The 20,370-nt window shown below is 38.7% G+C and carries 14 protein-coding genes and 1 riboswitch; of the genes, 8 read left to right on the forward strand and 6 right to left on the reverse strand.

What is annotated here, in order from left to right; all coding sequences use genetic code 11:
• Positions 1-77: 77 nt before the first annotated feature.
• From coaD to FLEMA_RS0108505, 3 genes are all read right to left on the reverse strand, one after another.
• Positions 78-533: a pantetheine-phosphate adenylyltransferase gene (gene coaD, locus FLEMA_RS0108495; RefSeq protein ID WP_026995100.1), complete on the reverse strand. Its 456-nt coding sequence runs from the start codon at positions 531-533 to the stop codon at positions 78-80.
• A gap of 253 nt (positions 534-786) precedes the next feature.
• The gene (locus FLEMA_RS0108500; RefSeq protein ID WP_081681282.1) at positions 787-1,683 is read right to left on the reverse strand and encodes a DUF3822 family protein; all 897 of its coding nucleotides are present in this window, start codon (positions 1,681-1,683) and stop codon (positions 787-789) included.
• 252 nt (positions 1,684-1,935) lie between these two features.
• Entirely contained in the window at positions 1,936-2,427 is a 492-nt protein-coding gene (locus FLEMA_RS0108505) for an NUDIX domain-containing protein (protein WP_044174520.1), read from the reverse strand.
• Positions 2,428-2,612: 185 nt separating this feature from the next.
• Between FLEMA_RS0108505 and FLEMA_RS0108510 the strand changes: the two genes are divergently transcribed.
• The gene (locus FLEMA_RS0108510) at positions 2,613-3,953 is read left to right on the forward strand and encodes a C69 family dipeptidase (RefSeq protein WP_026995103.1); all 1,341 of its coding nucleotides are present in this window, start codon (positions 2,613-2,615) and stop codon (positions 3,951-3,953) included.
• 35 nt (positions 3,954-3,988) lie between these two features.
• Here the strand turns inward: FLEMA_RS0108510 and FLEMA_RS0108515 are convergent, their stop codons facing one another.
• On the reverse strand, positions 3,989-4,630 hold the full coding sequence (locus tag FLEMA_RS0108515) for a response regulator (protein ID WP_026995104.1): 642 nt from the start codon (positions 4,628-4,630) through the stop codon (positions 3,989-3,991).
• Positions 4,631-4,681: 51 nt separating this feature from the next.
• Between FLEMA_RS0108515 and FLEMA_RS0108520 the strand changes: the two genes are divergently transcribed.
• The 4 genes from FLEMA_RS0108520 to FLEMA_RS0108540 all read left to right on the forward strand — a co-directional run bounded on the left by FLEMA_RS0108520 (position 4,682) and on the right by FLEMA_RS0108540 (position 11,283).
• Complete coding sequence (locus tag FLEMA_RS0108520) at positions 4,682-6,412, forward strand: sensor histidine kinase (RefSeq protein ID WP_026995105.1); 1,731 nt, start codon at positions 4,682-4,684, stop codon at positions 6,410-6,412.
• A 252-nt stretch (positions 6,413-6,664) separates the two neighbouring features.
• The gene (locus tag FLEMA_RS67990) at positions 6,665-8,593 is read left to right on the forward strand and encodes a T9SS type A sorting domain-containing protein (protein WP_052354032.1); all 1,929 of its coding nucleotides are present in this window, start codon (positions 6,665-6,667) and stop codon (positions 8,591-8,593) included.
• A gap of 139 nt (positions 8,594-8,732) precedes the next feature.
• Positions 8,733-9,143 (forward strand): Dabb family protein, encoded by a 411-nt coding sequence (locus FLEMA_RS0108535; RefSeq protein ID WP_026995106.1) that lies wholly within the window; start codon positions 8,733-8,735, stop codon positions 9,141-9,143.
• Between the two features lie 388 nt (positions 9,144-9,531).
• The gene (locus tag FLEMA_RS0108540; protein ID WP_026995107.1) at positions 9,532-11,283 is read left to right on the forward strand and encodes a glycoside hydrolase family 9 protein; all 1,752 of its coding nucleotides are present in this window, start codon (positions 9,532-9,534) and stop codon (positions 11,281-11,283) included.
• A gap of 301 nt (positions 11,284-11,584) precedes the next feature.
• Here FLEMA_RS0108540 and FLEMA_RS0108545 read toward each other — a convergent pair whose 3' ends face one another.
• Both FLEMA_RS0108545 and FLEMA_RS0108550 read right to left on the reverse strand, forming a co-directional pair.
• A complete protein-coding gene (locus FLEMA_RS0108545; RefSeq protein ID WP_026995108.1) occupies positions 11,585-13,123 on the reverse strand; it encodes a S10 family peptidase in 1,539 nt (512 codons plus the stop codon).
• Between the two features lie 225 nt (positions 13,124-13,348).
• The gene (locus FLEMA_RS0108550; protein WP_026995109.1) at positions 13,349-15,643 is read right to left on the reverse strand and encodes a GH92 family glycosyl hydrolase; all 2,295 of its coding nucleotides are present in this window, start codon (positions 15,641-15,643) and stop codon (positions 13,349-13,351) included.
• A 436-nt stretch (positions 15,644-16,079) separates the two neighbouring features.
• Positions 16,080-16,284, forward strand: a riboswitch (cobalamin riboswitch).
• Between the two features lie 235 nt (positions 16,285-16,519).
• Here FLEMA_RS0108550 and FLEMA_RS0108560 point away from each other — a divergent pair.
• The 3 genes from FLEMA_RS0108560 (at position 16,520) to FLEMA_RS0108570 (ending at position 20,346) form a co-directional block, all read left to right on the forward strand.
• Positions 16,520-18,487, forward strand: coding sequence for a TonB-dependent receptor plug domain-containing protein (locus FLEMA_RS0108560; protein ID WP_026995110.1), 1,968 nt, complete (start codon positions 16,520-16,522; stop codon positions 18,485-18,487).
• A 223-nt stretch (positions 18,488-18,710) separates the two neighbouring features.
• Positions 18,711-19,301, forward strand: a complete 591-nt coding sequence (locus FLEMA_RS0108565) for a DUF6580 family putative transport protein (RefSeq protein ID WP_026995111.1) — start codon at positions 18,711-18,713, stop codon at positions 19,299-19,301.
• A gap of 109 nt (positions 19,302-19,410) precedes the next feature.
• On the forward strand, positions 19,411-20,346 hold the full coding sequence (locus tag FLEMA_RS0108570) for an ABC transporter substrate-binding protein (RefSeq protein WP_026995112.1): 936 nt from the start codon (positions 19,411-19,413) through the stop codon (positions 20,344-20,346).
• The last annotated feature ends 24 nt before the right edge of the window (positions 20,347-20,370 follow it).

Here is a 20,370-nt window from a genome sequence, read left to right on the forward strand (position 1 = left end):
AATCATGGCTAATATCCTCTTAGTAAACCAACTCGCCGACTAAGAGGATAGAAAATATAGAAGCCCTTATCTGCTTATTAATCAAGTTGATAAGGCAAGAATTCATCAACATTGGTACCATAGCGATGCAAATCTCGGATAATCGTTGAGCTAATAGGAGCTAAGTGTGGCGAAGTAATCAAAAAAACGGTTTCCAAACCTTTTACCAAATGCCTATTTACTTGCGAGATAGAGTTTTCGTATTCAAAATCTGTTGTATTTCTTAAACCCCTCAACAAGAAATTTGCATTCATTTCCTGTGCCACATTGGCTGTTAGGTCGTTATAGGCTACCACCCTAACGGGCATTCCCTCAAAAGTTTGTTCTATCCATTGAGTCATTTTTTCGATAGTAAAATACCTATTTTTATTGGAATTATGTCCTATCCCGATGATAATTTCATCAAATAACGACAAAGCTCGCAATACAATGTCTTCATGTCCTTTGGTAAATGGGTCAAAAGAACCTGGGAAAAAGGCAATTTTTTTATCCACGGTTAAGTTATTTTGAGGGTTTGGTATAAGTGAGTGAGAATATTAGTGGTTAAGTGGCTAATGTTTTGATAATCAGTTGAGTATTTGTTTTTGAGGTAAAAAATATAAGAAATAAGGCAGATTATCGAATTTTTAATTATTAGCTTCAAGCTTTTCTTACTTGGCCAATTACTAGCAAATTAAAAAAGGAGGGTTCAAAATACCTGTCAAAACCAATCCTAAAGCGTTTATTATCTAAAGCTTATTATTATAGCTATAGATTTAGCATACCAATGTATTTATTAGGAGAAAGTCCTTCAAACACCACCGTAGTATTTTGTTGGTCGCCAATATGAACGTTTTTGATGTATTCTTCCAATAGTTGTTGAAGTTCGCCTTTTTCCTCCACTTGTCCATACAAACGCAACATAATTTCGTCAGCTTTCAGGTTCAATTCATGACAAACCACCATTACATAAAACAAAATATCCTGATAGGTTTTGTAAGTAAACCTATTACAAAGCTTGAGTTTGCCAGCCGAAGTTACCACCAACAAAAAGCTATCTTCCTGAATACACAACAAACCGCTATTAGCTTTTGTCGATCTGGTAGCATAATCTACCAAAATATCGGTAAGATGAGCAAATTGTAGCTCTACCAAGGGGTATGTTTCAGAAAACCAGTTGACCAACTCACTTTCTACGCTATAAATATGCACCAAGTCGAGGTTGTCGTCGACAGTACAAAGGATTTCTTCTTGGTTGGTCAGAGCCGAACCTTTGGCCAATTGCAAATACCTATGCTGATAATCTTTTCGGAAAAAAGCTAATGGAACTTGCGTAAAATACTGGCTATCAATAATAATCCGAATAGAATGCCATTTAATAGACTTCAAAAACTCGTGCGAGCCATAAATTAAGCTGATATTATCGACAATACTGGCTTCGTCGTCCAGAATTGGTAGGGCGTATTCTTCTACCCAAATAATTTGTTGGCATGTGGTATCTTTTACCCAAAAGCAAAAATGCTTTGGCGATAGCTCAAAACAGAGCTGGTAAAAAGCCAATTTTTCAACATCAAAACTGGGTGAAAAATACTTTCCTTTGGGTTGAATATTTGATATAATTGCCTCCAATTGACGTATCGGGTTGAAGAGGGTAAAATCCATCATTAGTATAAAATTGTCATTGCATTACCTAAACCTCTAGCTCTTTGTTGCCCATTTGATTAATTGAATATTAAATTTCAATAAAATGGGATGCAAAAATACAATTCTCTTCCAAATTATGTGAAGAATTCTATGAATTGCAAACTAATATTATTAATTTTTGCTGATAATCAGTTTATTAGCAAATGGCTTGTCTTATAGGTATTGGTGCATATAAAAATAAAGTATTATTAAAATGGTACTGTTGTGAATAGGTTATTTTGACAAAAAACCTTGTAACTTCAAAAGTTCATCCAATGATTTACACAAAGAAAAAACACGATGAACCTCATGCGGAGGCAAGGCTTTTATTTCTTCAAAACTCATCCAACAGACTTCCTGAATGATTTGGTCGCTCATTTCGGGGTCAAAACCTTTTTGGGCTTTGCCTTCGGTAATTTGTACCTCAAAAAAAACCTCAATGGCATGAAGGGGTAATTCCAAAAACTCATTCACAAAGAGCATTTTGCCCACTGCCACTTCTGTTTGGGTTTCTTCCTGAAACTCACGCTGGAGTGCCTCAATCGTAGATTCGCCAAACTGAAGCCCCCCTCCAGGCGGACACCAAAAGTTGGCATCTTTTACTACACCAGCATGATTAATCATCAAAATTTTCTGGTTTTGCACACAGATACCACATACTCTCAAACGAAGCCGTTCTGAATAAAGCGTTAGTACTTGTTGATGTGCAATATCTGTTTCTATCATAATCTTAAATAAAACGTAAGCCACTAAAGCTTGGTGATTTCTGGCTGCCAAATGTAAAGCTTTTAGCTTCCCAAAACGGCATCAATCAGAATAGGCATCAAAATTAATCTAATTTGCTTGATAATAATGGAGTGTGTTGAGTAAAAATCGCTAAATCAGCAGAAAATAAATGCTTTATTATCAATATGTGTGATACATTCGTAGTACCGCCGCAGTTTACGTCTCAGGGATATACTATTTTTGGGAAAAATTCCGACCGAGAACCTAATGAGGCTCAGGCGGTTGTTTATTTGCCTCGACAACAATACCCCAACAATACCACAGTAGCTTGTACGTATATGGCTATTCCACAAGTACCCGAAACCTACCAAGTTGTATTGTCGAAGCCTTTTTGGATGTGGGGTGCCGAAATGGGTGTAAATGAGTGTGGATTGGCTATTGGGAATGAAGCTGTTTTTACTAAAGTACCCATTGCCAAAACCAATCAGGGACTTACAGGCATGGATATGCTTCGTTTGGCTTTGGAAAGATGTAATTCGGCCGAAAACGCCCTTGATTTGATCCTTCAATTACTTCATGATTATGGGCAGGATGCTTGTGGAGGCTACGAAAACAAAAACTTTTTTTACCATAATTCTTTTATAATTGCCGATACCCAGCACGCTTTTGTACTAGAAACTGCGGGGAAAGAATGGGTAATAGAACGTGTAAAAGGATTTAGGAGTATATCTAACGGTCTGACTATTGGTGAAGAATATGAGGCTATTTCGCCCAATGCTATTGCTTATGCTCGGAAAAAATCGTGGCTAAAAGCGGGTGAAAACTTTAATTTTGCCAAAGTATATTCTGCTTCGTTGATGACCTGGGCGAGTAGCTGTAAAATTCGCCAACAAACTAGCCAGTATGTTGGACAGGCTTATGAAAAGTTTTCGATAGAAAGTGCTTGGGAAATTCTATCGAGCCATTTTCATGACGATACGTCGTTTGTACCTCATCTGTCTACTACCAAAGATATTTGTATGCACGCCAGAGGCTTGTTATGCCCCAATCAAACGGTGGGGTCGATGGTGGCTCATTTGCGACCCCAAAAGCAGTCATCCGTTTGGATTACAGGTACATCCAATCCATGCTTATCGATATACAAGCCGATTTATTTTGATGAAAAGACCCACCTGCCTATGGCACCAAGCCGTCAATACGACAAAAGTATATGGTGGAAAGCCGAGAAACTGCACCGCTTAATTCTCTTGGGGATTCTTACCGAAGAAGACGCATGGTTGCTGAAAATGGCTATTTATCAGCTTCGTGAAGAAATCCATGAACAAGCCCTCAATGATGATTTTTTGTTTTTGCAACAACAAAAAGAAGGAAATAGAATCACATCTTTGGCTTTTCAAGTATACCAAAATCAAGTAGAACATTGGCTTACAACGATGGATTTACGTAAAAAGAAAATAGCGGCTTTTCCACCCTTATTTCATTTTTATTGGAGCAAACAAAACCGCAAAGCAGGAATAAGCATATAAAGCTAATTTTTAAGCCCAATAGAACAAAACAATCACTAATTTACGTAACCATATTCGATAGCCATTTTTAGCATTCCGACAACATTCTTTACATCAAATTTAGCAAGTAAATTGCTCCGATGAGTTTCTACTGTTTTTTCACTAATAAATAAAATACTAGCAATTTCCTTGGTAGTGTGGCCTTTGGCAATTAGCTCTAAAATCTCTTTTTCTCTTCTGGTAAACCTCAATTGATAAATATTGTGTTCTTGTTGCTTTTGGCGACTAAGCCCCTTTACAATAATATCCATAACCTCGGCACTCTGATAGGTTTGCCCTTCATGAACAATCCTGATAGCTTTGAGGAGTTCATCACGCCCCGTATTTTTTAAAATATAACCAGATGCTCCATTTTTGAGCATTTTAGTAATAAAACTCTCCTCATTGTACATCGAAATCGCAATCACCCTTGTCGAAGAATAGTGTTCGCTGATATATTTACAAATATCCAAACCACTATCTTTACCAAGATTTATATCCAGTAATACCACATCTACCGCATTATTATTCAAAAAATCAACTACCTGCTGGGCTGTCTGGCATTCGCCCTCAACCGAAATATTAGGTTCGCTTGCCAAAATAGAGGAAAGCCCTTCTGTAAAAATCTTATGGTCGTCTACTAGTAATATTCTAATCATTGTGGATTTTATCATTATCTTCACCATTGCTTTGGAAAAGACAAAATTATCATGAAAATACTCTATTTATGGTGTTGCCTACTCGGTATATTTACAGCGTATGGCCAAGATACCAGCAATTACCCCAATCAAGATACCAATTATACAAAAGCTCAGATTCAAGATTTTATTACGAAATATACCCAACAAAATGATTATAGAGGCTTGGCATTCACCTATTTAGCTTTTGCCAAAAATCAAGAAAGGTGGAACCTCGCCGATGAATCGCCTGTTGAGAGTTATCGTAAAAGTATGGATTATTTTCGAGTAATGGGCGATTCGCTCAATTACTACGAAGTAACTGGAGCAATGGGTACGTACTTTATGGAGCGACCATTTTTTCATAAATATGCCCGTGAATATTTAGAAAAAACCGTTAATTATTTCAAAAAAACAAAAAACACTAAAGCCGAAATAGGGCATTTGATTAACTTGGCCAATATGGCTATTCGTGACAACAATACGCCCAAAGTATATCAGTCGTTGGAAAGAGCCAATTTCCTTAATCAAAACATCAACGATTTGTTGATGCAGGGGCGTATTGATGCTGCTTATGCCGATTTGTACAGAAATGAAAAAAAGTATGCCTTGTCGATACTCATGGGTAAAAAAAGCTTGCAAGTAGGTCAAACGCTCAAAATTGCTTGGCTTGAAGCTTTCTCACATTACGAAATCGGTATTGCGGCATTGGAACTAGGTCAATTTGATTTTTCATTGAGCAATTTATTGGCTTGTCTCAGTATCACTGAAGCCAACTATTCGCTCAACCAGCTAAAACGTGCTGTTTATGAAGAATTAAGCAGATATTACCTGCTAAAAAAAGACTACAAAAAAGCCTACGAATATACCAATATGATAAAAGTGACGGCCGAGCTAATCTATAACTCGAAGGTAGAAAGTGATATTAGGTCGTTTCGGGAATACCAGTTGCTAGAAAAACAAAAAATTGAACTTGATAAAATCGCTTTAGAAAAAAAACTAGCCGAGTCGGCATTACAAACGCTTCGTTCACGACAACAATTGTATATTCTGTCGATTTTGTTGGCTTTGGCTCTTATCGGCATTTTGGCGTATGCCTACTTAGCAAGGCGACGATTCAACCGCCTGCAAGAAGAAGAGGTATCTAAAAATCTTCATATCGAAACCCTCCACGCACTTATCAATGGACAGGAATTAGAGCGTCTACGGATTTCGCAAGAACTCCACGACGGGCTAGGAACACTTTTGTCGAGGGTCAAAATCTTGATGGATAGCCAAAGCATGAATGTCGATAAAATTCAGCTTATGATAGACGAAGCATGTTCGGAAGTGCGTAATATATCGGGCAATTTACAACCCAATACCTTAGAAAAGTTTGGATTGGTGCGTGCTATCCAAGATTTAGTACTCAAACAACACAGTGGTTTACCTGTTATTATTTTTCAGTATTTTGGAGAATCATTTGACATTCCTTCCGAAAAAAATCTGATGATTTATCGCATTATTCAAGAGCTACTGACCAATGCCCTCAAATACGCCCAAGCTCAAGAGGTTTTAGTACAAATTATTTTTCAAGACCAAAATCAAATAACACTTACTGTCGAAGACGATGGTATTGGTTTTGATGAAACCAAAATCGAGGCTCATAACAGTGGTTGGAGCAATATTCGTTCACGAGTAAGTTTTATGCAGGGGGCTATCAATCTGCATAGCGATAGCCGTTCGGGTACGTCGGTAACCATTCATATTCCATTTTTTCAATAAGCTACCAACTTCAAAACTCAGGGTTTACCCTGAGTTTTGGTTTTAGGTATTTTCCCTGAATACAATCCATTAAAAATAAAACAAATTTGTATGAAGTTTTGGGAGAAGTGTGTTTTTCAAAGAATACGCTACTCAAAAGTTATTCTTCATAGAAATGATCTTTGAAATCCCCCATTTCTTAAACGGGGGATTTTTAGTAACCCCAAAAGCCAATAATCAAATTTTTGTTACGAATGAAAATAGCGTTTATCAATGAAATATAAGCTTGTTGTAGGGTTGTTGCTATATTGTTTTGGCGGTTTATCGCAATTACCCCAAGGTATCTTTGTTCAGAATCAATCCCCTAAAGTGATGGCAATACCTCCTTTCGAGGAGGTATCTATGCCTGTCAGTAAAGAAGGCGTTACCCTGAAAATAGCCATTAAAGATACCCTCGCAACTATATCAAAGTATATTTATGGTACCAACGCCAATCAGTACAGCGGTACACTCAACCAAGAAACCAAACTAATAGAGTATCTCAAAAAGCTCCAGCCCAATTTGATCCGCTATCCAGGGGGGCTTCATAGCGACGAGTTTTTTTGGAATGTAGAATGGGACTGGAACCTGAAAAACCCTGATGGAAAAACCGCAGGTTGGTACAAAAACTTACCTAAAGATTTACCCATCAAAATGATAAAAAACGGTAAGATAGAACCCACAGGAGGTTTGGACTACGGCTTTTGGGGTGCAGGAAAAGGCTCATGGACATTTGGGGTAGACGACTATTATGATTTTTTACAAAAAACAGGTTCAGAAGGACTCATTACCGTCAACTATGGCTATGCCCGTTATGGCACAGGCTTAAATCCAGTACAAACTGCGGCTCATTTGGCTGCTGATTGGGTGAGGTACGATAAAGGTCGTACTAAGTTTTGGGAAATTGGTAACGAAAACGTAGCTACGTGGTCGGGAAGCTACCAGATTATCAAAAGTCAAAATCAGGATGGACAGCCCGAAATACTAACACCTGAGCTGTACGGTCGGCATTGTCGAGTATTTATAGATTCGATGAAAAAAGCAGCCAAAGAAGTAGGGGCCGAAATATATATTGGTATTCAAAATGACGAAGGGGCGTTGTCGGGGGCAGGCAATAGCCCCGATTGGCTACTCGATCATACCTATTATACCAATTACCAAGAAAACGCTACTCTTGAAGCTATTTTAAATTCACCTTTTGCCGAAACTCGTAAATATGCTGAAAAAGCCCTAATAGAAGCCAAACGCTGGAATACAAGCCCCAAGCCAACCACTATGACAGAGTGGAATATTTTTGCTGAAGGCTCAAAACAAGCGTCATCGTATATCAATGGAATGCATTTGGTGTTGGTGTTGGGCGAAATGATGAAAAACCAATATGCAATGGCTACCCGTTGGGACATTGCCAATGGCTGGGGTACTAAAGGCGATGATATGGGTATGTTTAGCGGAGGCGACGACCCCGACGGTAAATTGGCAAAGTGGAATCCTAGGCCTGCTTTTTATTATCAATATTACCTTCAAAAATTTATGGGCAATCATCTGGTCAATACCTTTCAGACTGGCAACAACCAAATTGTGGGTTATGCCTCGGGGTTGTCTGATGGAAAAATTGGACTTGTTGTTGTTAACAAAAGCCGCACAGCCGAAATAGCCAAAATAGAAGTGCCTGATTGGCAAGGAATCAAACGCTTTTATCAGTATTCGCTCACAGGCGGAACCGACAACGGTAACTTTTCACTAAAAGTATTGATTAACGGTATAGGGCCAAGTACCACGCAAATAGGAGGGCCAATAGAACAACTCGACAATATTAAGGCTCAATCGGCCTTGGTTTTTGAACAAATGAAAATAGCCCTTCCTCCACTTTCAGTACAATATGTCTTGATAGAGTCGGGCAAAAATATAGCACTGAGTACAAACCAAGACGATACCCAAACGATAGAAGTATATCCTAATCCTTTCAAAGAACTGATTCAGATAAGGAGTATGAATAGAAAGATAACTTCATTTGAAATACTTCATATATCGGGAATACACCTTGTGAGTGGTAAGGTAATCGACAACAAAATTACTCTTCACAATGGCCTCAAACAAGGAGTATATATCCTAAAACTGTTTTATGAAAAGGGAGTTTTTGTTCAAAAAATCATAGCTGAATAGGAGGGAGCTAGTTGGATAATAAGGTAAAATAAAGTAGTAAACTAGAGCTTTCAGAGAACTCTTGGGTATGTATACTTCCTCAAAATCAGGATAATGGACAAGGATATATTTTGTATTTTTAAGAAAAAAAAATCAGAACATGAAAAATTCTTCTCGAAGACAATTTGTAAAAAATGTGGCTTTAGCTACAGCAGGAACTGCGGCCGTAACTCAAACAGCAGAGGCTGCTCCTAAAAAAGAGTTGTTTATTCACCATGTGTATTTTTGGTTGAAAAACCCTGGTAATGAAGCCGATACCGCCAAACTTATAGAAGGGCTGAATGCCTTGGCAAAAGTACCAACTATTAGAATGGCCCATATTGGTAAACCTGCCGCTACCAACCGTAGTGTGATTGAAAAGGGATACGCGGTATCATGGATGCTGTTTTTTGATAATATCGAAGAGGAAGAAATTTATCAAAAACATCCTATCCACTTAAAATTCGTTGAAGACTATTCTCATCTCTGGGAAAAAGTTATCGTTTACGATTCAGTTGGTCCAAAACGCTAGTTTGTTGTAATTGTTTGAATTTCAGTTGTTTAAATAGTATGTTAGTGTATTTTATAGCTGGAAAGGCCTTCTCCAAATCCATTTTACAGCCTTTATTGTTATTAGGCGAAGTTATTAGCCTGATAACAATAAAGGCAAATGGGTTGTCTTACCGTTAGATTAGTAGTGTACGAAAGTAGAGATGTTTTTGGAATTAGGATTAAAAAGGCTTTATTTTTTATGTACAAAAGATGAATAAGTTTCATAAATCTGAAATCAAATATCTGACATCTGTAATTTTCAATCCTCCAAGCACTCCTATATTTATATCCTTAATGTTTTGTTATTGATTAGTAAATCAGCTACTTATTAGGCTATATTTTTATATTTCAAACACTATATTATTTTTATGAACAATACCCTTCTGTCATTGGGTAGAATATTTGCTGGCATTGTATGGTCGAGTGCTAGCTTATTCGCTCAAAATGCTTCCGAGCAAATTCGCCTCAATCAAGTAGGTTTTTATCCTAAGGCTGTCAAGCATGCCATTTTGATAGGGAAAGACCACCCCAGTTTTTATCTAATAGCCCAAAATACCCTCGATACAGTATTTTCAGGAAAATTAGGAGGCAATATCAAAAGCCCTTTTTCTGAAAAATATTCACAGCTTATAGACTTTTCAGGATTCCAACAACAAGGAACGTATTACCTATATGTGCCTCATGTAGGCAATTCTTATCCTTTTAGTATCAAGCCCAAGATACACCATGAAGTAGCCAAAGCTGCCATAAAAGGCTATTATTACCAACGAGCTACGGTTGATTTGCCCACTCGATATGCAGGCAAATGGGCAAGACCTGCGGGGCATCCCGACAACAAAGTATTGGTACATGCTTCGGCAGTTTCAGAAAACAGACCAGAAGGAACGGTAATATCGTCGCCCAAAGGCTGGTACGATGCAGGTGATTACAACAAATATGTGGTGAATTCGGGAATAACGATGGCAACGCTTTTGTCGAGTTACGAGGACTTTAAGGCTATAGCTGGCAAACTACAATTGAATATTCCTGAAAGTAACAACCAATTACCCGACTTGATTGATGAAATCCTCTGGAATTTGAGATGGATGCAAACCATGCAAGACCCCAACGATGGTGGAGTATATCATAAACTGACAAATGCCGCATTCGATGGGATGGTTATGCCTCATAAAGCTACCAAAACAAGGTATGTTGTACAAAAAAATACCATTGCTACTCTTGACTTTGCGGCAGTAATGGCACAAGCCTCAAGGGTACTCAAGCCTTTTGCAAGGGAATTACCCCAACTGTCAGACTCATGTTTGATTGCCGCTCAGAAAGCATGGGACTGGGCTATCAAAAATCCATCGGTATATTACAGACAAAACGATAATAACCAGCATTTTAAACCTGCTATCACAACAGGAGGGTACGAAGACAAAAGTAATGTTGATGAGTGGTTCTGGGCATCGGCCGAGCTGTTTGTGACTACACATCAAAAAACTTATTTCGATGCTATTCAATGGCCAGAAGTAGCTACGATTCCTATTGCTACATGGAATCAGGTAATGCCATTGGGGTATTATTCCTTAATTAGGAACGAAGCTAACCTGCCTGATTTTGCTAAAGAAAAAATACTCAAGCTAAAAGAACAGCTATTGAATACAGCCAATCTGTTGGTCGATAAGCAAAGCGAGCAGTTGTATCATACCGTGATGGGCAAAACTGCCAAAGATTTTATGTGGGGAAGTTCGTCGCATGCAGCCAATCAGGGTATATTGTTGGTACAAGCCTACTGGTTAACCAAGCAATCTCGTTATTTGGAAGCTGCGTTGGGCAATATCGACTACCTCTTAGGACGAAATGGCACAGGTTATTCATTTCTGACAGGTTATGGTACAAAACAAGTTTTGCATCCACATCACCGTCCTTCTATAGCCGATGGTATTGCCGAGCCTATTCCTGGCTTATTGTCGGGAGGGCCAAATCCCGGACAACAAGACAAATGTGTTTATACATCTTCTGTTCCCGACGAATCCTTTTCCGACCATGATTGTTCGTATGCTTCTAACGAAATAGCCATCAACTGGAATGCCCCATTGGTATATTTGGCCATAGCATTAGAAGCCCACCTAGAATAAGTAATGGTTTCATTATCAGTGATATAAAAACACACCAAACTAGCCTATTGTTGAGTTGTCTGGTTTGGTGTGTTTTATTGATGGATAATCGAACATTGGTACTGTTAATAAACTTAATTTTGAATATTTTGGGATTGAGCCATTGATAATCAGTGAGATTACGAGAATAAACTAGTTTGGGTATTCCTTCAATAGCTTCAATCAAAAAATCATACAGCAATCAATCTTAGAGGCTGATTACTGTATGATTGGGGTTTTGGGGTAAAGAAGGAAAAAAAGACTAATAGATTATAGCATTGGCCTAGTATTTGGCAGGGTCTCCTGCCTTGGGAATACTCTTTTTAATAAAAATACGAAGGTCTTCATTCGATTTTTCTAGGTCTTCTCTTCTCAAATACATCATGTGGCCCGATTTATAACCTTCCCAAAATAGACGGTCTTTGAATTTACCACTAGGATCCATTTGCCACATCGAATATTTGGCGTTGAAATAGTCGCAAGCACCATCATAATACCCCGACTGAACCAGTACTTTCAGGTATGGATTGGCAGCCATGGCCTCACGCAAATCATAACCTGTATTATCGTTGCTTCTGTCCCAAGGGTGTACAGGCCCAAACATATTGTATTTGAGGTCAGTTTTGTATTTTAATTCTTCTCGTAAATACATATTGATAGGAGGAGTAAACGAATGTAACCACGACGTTAGTTCGGCATTGTAATCTACTTGCTCGCCACCCTCACGGCTGTCAATACCCAAGTATCTTGAATCTAAACGCCCAATAGTATAGCCTTTGTCACGGAGTAATTCTTTCCAAAACAGATTAATGGATACATTGAGATTATTTTGTAAAATAACCTTTTCAGGCAAACCCGAATAGCGAGCCATTTTTTGTGCTATCTCTTTCTTTTTGGCTTCAGGTAAAAAACCACCCTGAGTTACGGCTGGAATCAACTCGTTGATGGTAAAGTTTTCAACCTCTGGCAACATCGCTTCTAAGGTTTTGTTTTGTAAATTGGGTTCTAAAACCTTGTGATGCCATGCTGTAGCAGCAAAATAGGGCAAACGTAAGCTAATTTCAACGGGGCCTTCACGCTTGATCCCCAAGTCGGTAGGCGATACCAAGATAACACCGTTGAGGTACATCCATTGATTTTGTTGTAAAGCCTGTGCCAAGCCCGATACACGAGTTGTTCCGTAGCTTTCGCCAATCAAAAACTTGGGAGAAGCCCAACGGTTGTTACGATTAACGAATGTACCGACCCATTCGGCCAAATATTTGATGTCGGCATTGATACCAAAAAAAGTAGATTTAGGTACGTCTTTGTCGATAATTCTTGAAAAGCCAGTATTGACAGGATCGATAAACACAATATCAGCTACATCCAAAATAGAATAAGGGTTGTCTTTGATACCATACGGCTGCACGGGATAGCCTTCGTCGTCGATTTTCAAGATTCTTGGCCCTGTGTAGGCAATGTGCATCCATACCGAAGCCGAGCCTGGCCCACCATTAAAAGAAATTACCAAAGGACGTGTCGATTTGTCTTTTACGTCGGTTCTTTCATAATAAGTATAAAACAACGCTGCTTGGATTTTGGCATCTTCATTCCAAACAGGAATAGTACCAGCAACGGCTTTGTAAGGTACTTTTTGGCCTTTAATGGTTACTTCGTTGGTAGTAGTAACAAACGAATCGGGGTTGAGTGTACGGCTGCTATTATTGTTTTTTTCTTCAACAACGGCTTGGGCAGGGGTTTCTTTAGTAGGTTTTTGTTGAGCAAAACTGATAGATGCCATACTCAACAATAGACTTAGTGCGTAAATTGTTTTTTTCATGAGGATTTGTTGACGTGGGTGAATGAAAGGGGGTAAGTTCTGATTTTATGAAGCTATTTTGCCCATTTTGTATTGTTCTTTACTTCCTTAATGAGTATTTCCGACTAGCCAGCGGTTTAATTAGCTAGCTAGTCGGAAGCTCACAAAAGGGTAAACAGCTTCTATACCAAATTTATCTAATATGACCAGATAATCAAAATGATACAAGGCCTTTATGACATAGAATTATTTGAAAGATTCAGGAAAGTCTGTTTCTTGTGTTCCTCTGGTTTTGTTAGGTGCTTTGTTCATATCAAAGTCAATCACTGCTCCCTTTTGAAGAGCCGAGTGGCTAAGCCAGTTTTTAGAATAAGGCTGACCATTCAGTTTTACGGCTTTGATATAACGATTGTCTTCCGAGTTTTGTGGAGCATTGATTACCACCATTTTGCCATTTTCCAACTGTAGGGTTATCTTTTTAAATAAAGGAGCACCCATAACGTACTGGTCTGTACCTGGACAAACAGGGTAGAAGCCCATTGCCGAAAATACATACCAAGCCGAAGTCTGACCGTTGTCTTCGTCGCCACAATAGCCGTCGGGAGTTGGCTGGTACATTCTGTTCATTACCTCACGCACCCAGTATTGGCTTTTCCATGGCTCGCCAGCGTAGTTATACAAATAAGGCATGTGTTGAATAGGCTGATTACCATGAGCGTAGTTACCCATATTCATAATTTGCATTTCACGGATTTCGTGAATAACAAACCCATAATAAGAGTCGTCAAAAACAGGAGGTACAACAAATACTGAATCCAACATTTTGACAAATTCTTTTTTGCCTCCCATCAAGTTAGACAACCCATTAATATCATGAAAAACGCTCCAAGTGTAGTGCCAAGAGTTTCCTTCTGTAAAGGCATCGCCCCATTTGAAAGGATTAAATGGCGATTGGAAAGTACCGTCGGCATTTTTACCACGCATTAATTTATGACTTGGGTCAAATACATTTCTGTAGTTTTGGCATCTTTGGGCAAAACGGTCTATTTCGCTTTGTCGGCGTTTTAGGGCTTTGGCAAGCTGGTACAAACAAAAATCATCGTAGGCGTATTCGAGTGTACGAGCAGCATTTTCGTTGATTTTTACGTCGTATGGCACATAGCCCAATTTATTATAATACTGTACACCCTTGCGGCCAACCGAGCTAAGAGGGCCTTCTGTTTCTGAGTTTTTCAATAAGGCTTCGTACAAAGTATTAATATCGAAGCCTCTAACACCTTTCAAATAAGCATCGGCAATAAGCGATGCCGAGTTTGAACCAATCATACAATCACGGTGGCCGGGGCTTGCCCATTCAGGCAAAAAGCCACTTTCTTTGTAAGCATTGGCCAAGCCTTCCATAATTTGTGAATTTAGGGTAGGGTGCATCAGGTTGAAGAAAGGAAATACTGCCCGGAAAGTATCCCAAAAACCATTGTCGGTAAACATATAGCCTGGCAAAATTTTTCCATTATAAGGGCTATAGTGAACTACTTTTCCTTGGGCATCTATTTCATGGAATTTTCTAGGAAAAAGCATTGTACGGTACAAACACGAATAAAATGTACGGGTTTGGTCTACGCTACCGCCTTCTACCAGCATACGGCTAAGGGCTTTATTCCAAATATCTTTGGCTTTTTGCTTAACGGTATCGAACGAGTCGTTGCCAATTTCCTGCAAATTACGTTCAGCTTGTTCGGCACTAATAAACGACGAAGCTATACGAGCATGTACTTTTTCGCCAGATTTAGTTTTAAAACCAATAACCGCCCCAACGTGGTTGTCGCTGAGTGTAAGTGTATTGGACAACAGTTCTTTGGGTTTCCAAACGGCTTTAAAACTAAAAGATTTGTCAAATTGGATAATAAAATAGTTTTTGAAATTATCGGGTACGCCTCCACTATTTTTGGTAGTATAGCCAATAATAGTATTTTTTTCAGGAATAATCTTGATAAAAGAACCCTTGTCGAGGGCATCGATAACCACATACGAGCTATCAGATTTGGGAAACGTAAATCGCATCGAAGCCGCACGCTCGGTAGGGGCTATTTCGGTAGTAACATCGTGGTCGGCCAAATACACGCTGTAGTAGTAGGGTTTTGATACTTCTGCTTTGTGCGAAAACCAGCTAGCACGTTCGTCTTCTTGAAAACGAATTTTACCTGTAATAGGCATAATTGCAAACTGGCCGTAGTCGTTTATCCACGGGCTAGGCTGATGCGTTTGCTTAAAGCCCCTGATTTTGTCGGCATCATAAGTATAGGCCCATCCATCGCCCATTTTGCCAGTTTGTGGCATCCAAAAGTTCATACCCCAAGGCAAGGCAATTGCAGGGTAGGTATTTCCAGTGGAAAGGCTTGGCTTTGATGCAGTACCCATCAGCGGGTTAATCCATTCTACGGGGTCGGTTACTTTGCTAACATACTGGGCTTTGAGCGGTACAGCAAAAATAGCAAAAATAAAAAGGGTTAAAAGTTGGTTTTTTCTAAGAAAATTGGACATTTTTAAAAGAATTTCAAGTAGGGTGAAAATAATTTATTCAGATAAAATTATGCTAACCTATCAATCGGTATTCAAAAGGATAAATATAGGAGAATAATTTGAAAAGCTTATCAGCATCTGTGTCTGGCAGGGCTAATAAATAATCCTGTAGCAGCAAAATAACCTGGAGAAGTACTACTTTACAATTGAATTTAATGTGCTCATTAAGAACCAATACCAAATAATAAAAATAGCTATTTAAACACGATTTTGAGTATAAATACTTATTTTATATCTAACTATTTATACTCAAATTTGCATTATTAAAGTGCTTTTGTCGAATTGAAACAAGACTTTACAGAACCACCTTTGTGGTTATCATAATAATATTTGGTGTAGTTTGGATAGCGTAACCTATAAAGGTGTACGCTATTTTTTTTTGTGATAATTCATTTGTACTTTTGCGACAGTTTCTGGTGCTTTATGTTTATTTCATGATAAACCTCAAAGCTTAATAGGGAATCTGGTGCAAAACCAGAACTGTCCCCGCAACTGTAACACTCATTATTGTCAACTCATCCCTCATAACCACTGAAGCGTTTTCGGGAAGGTTCGGGTTTGACGAGTGAAGTCAGGAGACCTGCCAAAACCATTCTTGATTTGAGCTTACGGAGGATGAGCAAAGGTTGAGCGTTCGCATATTTAGTTTCACTTTTTCTTTTTTACAAATCATCACTTCGTAGTGATACAACGCAATAAATTCAGTTCCCGACAGAAGGGATTGGTTTGGGCTAACAATATGCCTTTAGGGGCTGTTTTGGAGCAAATATCCCAATCGTTTGGTCGAAAGAATGATTTTTTTCGGGTAAAATAGAAAAATGGAATTTCCCATTTCTCATGTTTATTCAGTCAAAATTTTTCAAAAACAGTACATTAGTCCTTTTGGGTTTGCAGGCTTCTCAGGCTTGGGCTCAACAAGAAAAACCCGCTAGCTTATTGGATGAAGTGGTAGTAACCACTAGCAAATACCCACAAAAGCAGTCGCAAACAGGTAAAGTAGTTACTATTATTTCGCCTGAGATTATTCAAAAAAGTAGTGGCAAAACCATCGGTGAGTTGCTCAACCAGCAGGTTGGCCTAACCGTAATTGGTTCGCAAAATAATTTAGGAACAAACCAAGATATTTATCTAAGAGGTGCAGGAAGTGGTTATACCCTTATTTTGTTGAACGGAACGCCTATTTACGATCCTTCTAGCTCGTCAAATGCTTTTGACATCAACCTTATTCCTCTCGACCAAGTTGAGCGTATCGAAATCCTTAAAGGTGGCCAATCAACCTTGTACGGTTCGGATGCTATTGCTGGGGTTATCAATATTATTACCCACAAACAACAAACTCAGCCAATTAAAGCCAATATTGCTGTAGCAGGCGGAAGCTACGACACCTACAAAGGAAATGTAGGCTTGAGTGGTCATGCCAACAAAACCAACTATTCGGTACAATATGGCTATTTGACTTCTAAGGGCTTTTCGGCTGCCAAAGAACCTACAGGAGTTACTGGTTATGACCGTGATGGAATCAATCAGCATAATTTCAATGCTTTTGTAGAGCAACAACTTACTCAAAAACTCACTTTAAAGCTTAATGGGGCATTTAATCGTTATAAAACAGACTTAGATGCAGGGGCTTTTAAAGACGAAAAAGATTATACATTTACAAGCAAAAACGTATTGTGGGGCGGTGGTTTGGTGTATGAGTTGGGCAAAGGAAAGCTTACTGTAAACTATAACCAAAATACTACTGAAAGAAAGTATCTCGACGATTCTGTTCATGTAGAAAAAGATGCTTTTAATAAATTCTCGGATGGTTTTTATAAGGGTAATGCTCAATTGCTAGAAGCGTATGCCAATTTTGGACTTAACAACCATGTAGAATTGTTGGTAGGAGCCGAAAACCGTTGGCAAAATACCGACCAAACGTATTTGTCTATCAGTGCTTATGGCCCTTACGAAAGCCCTGCAATTAATTCTTCAACGGCCAAAATCAAATTATTTAGTGGCTATTCTTCATTGACGTTCAAAAACCTAGGCATTTTTGGGGCAGAGCTTGGCGGTCGTTACAATAATCACTCTATTTATGGCGATAACTTTACTTATAATATCAACCCATACATTTTAGTAGCTAATCAGCTCAAGGTGTTTGGTACGTATTCATCTAGCTTCAAAGCCCCTTCTTTGTACCAATTGTTTTCGCCTTATGGTACGCCCGACTTGAAACCAGAAGTAGGTAAAACGATAGAATTTGGTTCGCAGTTTTTTACCAGCGACCATCGTGGAAATGTCAGAGTGGTGTATTTTGACAGAAAAGTAAAAGATGTCATTGCCTATATTTCTATCAATCAAGACCCTTGGGGACGATATGTGAATTTCAACGAACAAAAAGACCATGGCTTGGAGGTTGACGGACAGTACTCAATTGGAAAAGCTACTCTTATAGCCAATTATACGTATGTAGATGGAAAGGTTTTGGCAAGAATGACTTCAGGTAAAGATACTACTTATGCTAATTTGTTCCGTCGTCCGAAGCACTCATTCAACGCATCGCTATCGTATCAAATCTTGAAAAGCTGGTCGGCACAGGCATCTGTTCGTTCAGTTAGTAAAGCCGCTAGTGGGCCTTACGACGACGCTGCTGTAACCTTAGGCTCGTATACCACTGTAGATGTTTACCAAGAATACCGCTTCAACAATAGTTTGAAAGTGTTTTTAGATATAAAAAATATTACCAATAAGGAATATTACGATATTCCAGGCTATAACACACGCCGCCGCAACTTTATGATTGGAGCTTCGTATCAGTTCTAACATACCAGTTGCTATGAAAACTAAAGAAAATAAAGTATTGCCCTTGCTGTTTGCCTCGAAACCTATTGAGTTGTTAACAACATAAAAATAATACTTGTTTTTACCTCTATTCCTATCAGAAAAAGTAAAAGGTGTGGCACACAACGATACTTTTTCGACTCCCTTTGTGCAAGCAAAGGGAGTTTTTAAAATCCATTTTGTTATTAAAAATAAAGATACAACCATGCAAAAATCGCAATTAAATCCAAAAATGTCTGTTTTACTAGCTATTATCGTTATGGTAGCTTCTATGCGGCTTATCAACTCGTCATGTATTCATCCTTTAAGCAACTTTACGCCGATTGGGGCAATGGGCTTATTTGGAGGAGCGTATTTTTCACAAAAGTGGAAAGCATTTTTGTTTCCCATACTTACACTACTTATTTCGGACTTGGTAATTAATAATTTTATTTTTGAAGGAAAATACGGTGTAATGTACAGTGGGTGGTATTGGATTTATGGCATTTTTGCATTGATTGTATTTTTGGGCTCATGGATTATTCAAAAAGTAACCTTCAAAAATGTATTGGTAGCTGCTATTGTGGCATCGTTGAGCCACTGGCTATTGGCCGATTTAACGGTTTGGATAGGAGGCGGAACAGACCTCCGTACAGGAGGGCCATTGTCGAGAGATTGGCAAGGCTTGGTACAATGCTATGTACAGGGTTTACCTTTTCTCAAAAACTTTTTGATGGGAACGTTATTCTATAGTGCTATTATGTTTGGTGCTGTAGAATATGCCAAAGTGTATTATCCTAAAGCTGTATTAGCATAAGTAGCAGTCTAGTATCATAATTTATACCTAATAAAATCTATGCTGAGGAGTGTCTCCTCAGCATTTTTACTATTTCCAAAAGCTCACTCATATTTTCAAACGTTGGTTTATGAAAGCATGTTCTTTTTTGCCCGCTGCTACCCAAATGATTTATGACATGAACCTGCAAAACCTATTGTATGGTGTCACATTTGAGTGTAGCCCCCTTTCTCGACAAGAAAAACCCATTATTGTTCGCTGTGTTTTGGAAGATAACCATTTTACAAGCGAGGAAATAGACAAAGTGTTTTCGGCCTATAAGGCAGAAGGTCGAAGTTTATATTATGTAGAACAAGAGCGACTCGAAAAGGCCGCTCCAGATGTGATTTTTACACAAGACGTTTGCGAAGTTTGTCAAATAGATACCGTATGTACTTCGGCAGCGGTAGCCCAATTGGCCAAACAGCCTCAGTTGGTAGCCCTGACTCCTAAAAACCTACGAGATGTATTTGATTGTGCTGTTCAGGTTGCAACGGCATTGGGCCAAGAAGAAGCCGCTTACCATTATTTGGCAGGATTAAATAGAAGAATTGATAAAGTAATAGATACCCTCAGAGCAAACAAAGCTCCTTTGAGAAGAATAAGCCTTATGGAATGGATTCAGCCAATCTATAATTGCGGACACTGGATTCCTTACCAGATTGCTTTTGCGGGTGGTGTAGATATGCTAAGTAATCCTGCTGGATATAGTATTGTAACTGCTTGGGAAAAATTCAAACTTTATGACCCCGAAATATTGGTGATTGCCCCGTGTGGGTTTGATATTGCTCGTACTTACGAAGAAATAAGTTTGCTAGAAGCTCAGGAAGGTTGGAATGACCTGCAGGCTGTCAAAAACCAAAAGGTATTTATTGCTGATTATGACATGTTTACACAACCAAGTGCCTCTACGTTGGTCGATGGTATAGAAGTGCTGGCAGCGATTTTTCACCCTGAGTTATTTCAGATTCCAGCTCATTTACAACATAAATGTACCCAATACAAGCCTTTGGCTTATAGCGTATAAAATACAATCGCTAAGAAATTTTAT

Origin of the sequence: Flectobacillus major DSM 103 (assembly GCF_000427405.1) — a bacterium.
Taxonomy (GTDB): domain Bacteria; phylum Bacteroidota; class Bacteroidia; order Cytophagales; family Spirosomataceae; genus Flectobacillus; species Flectobacillus major.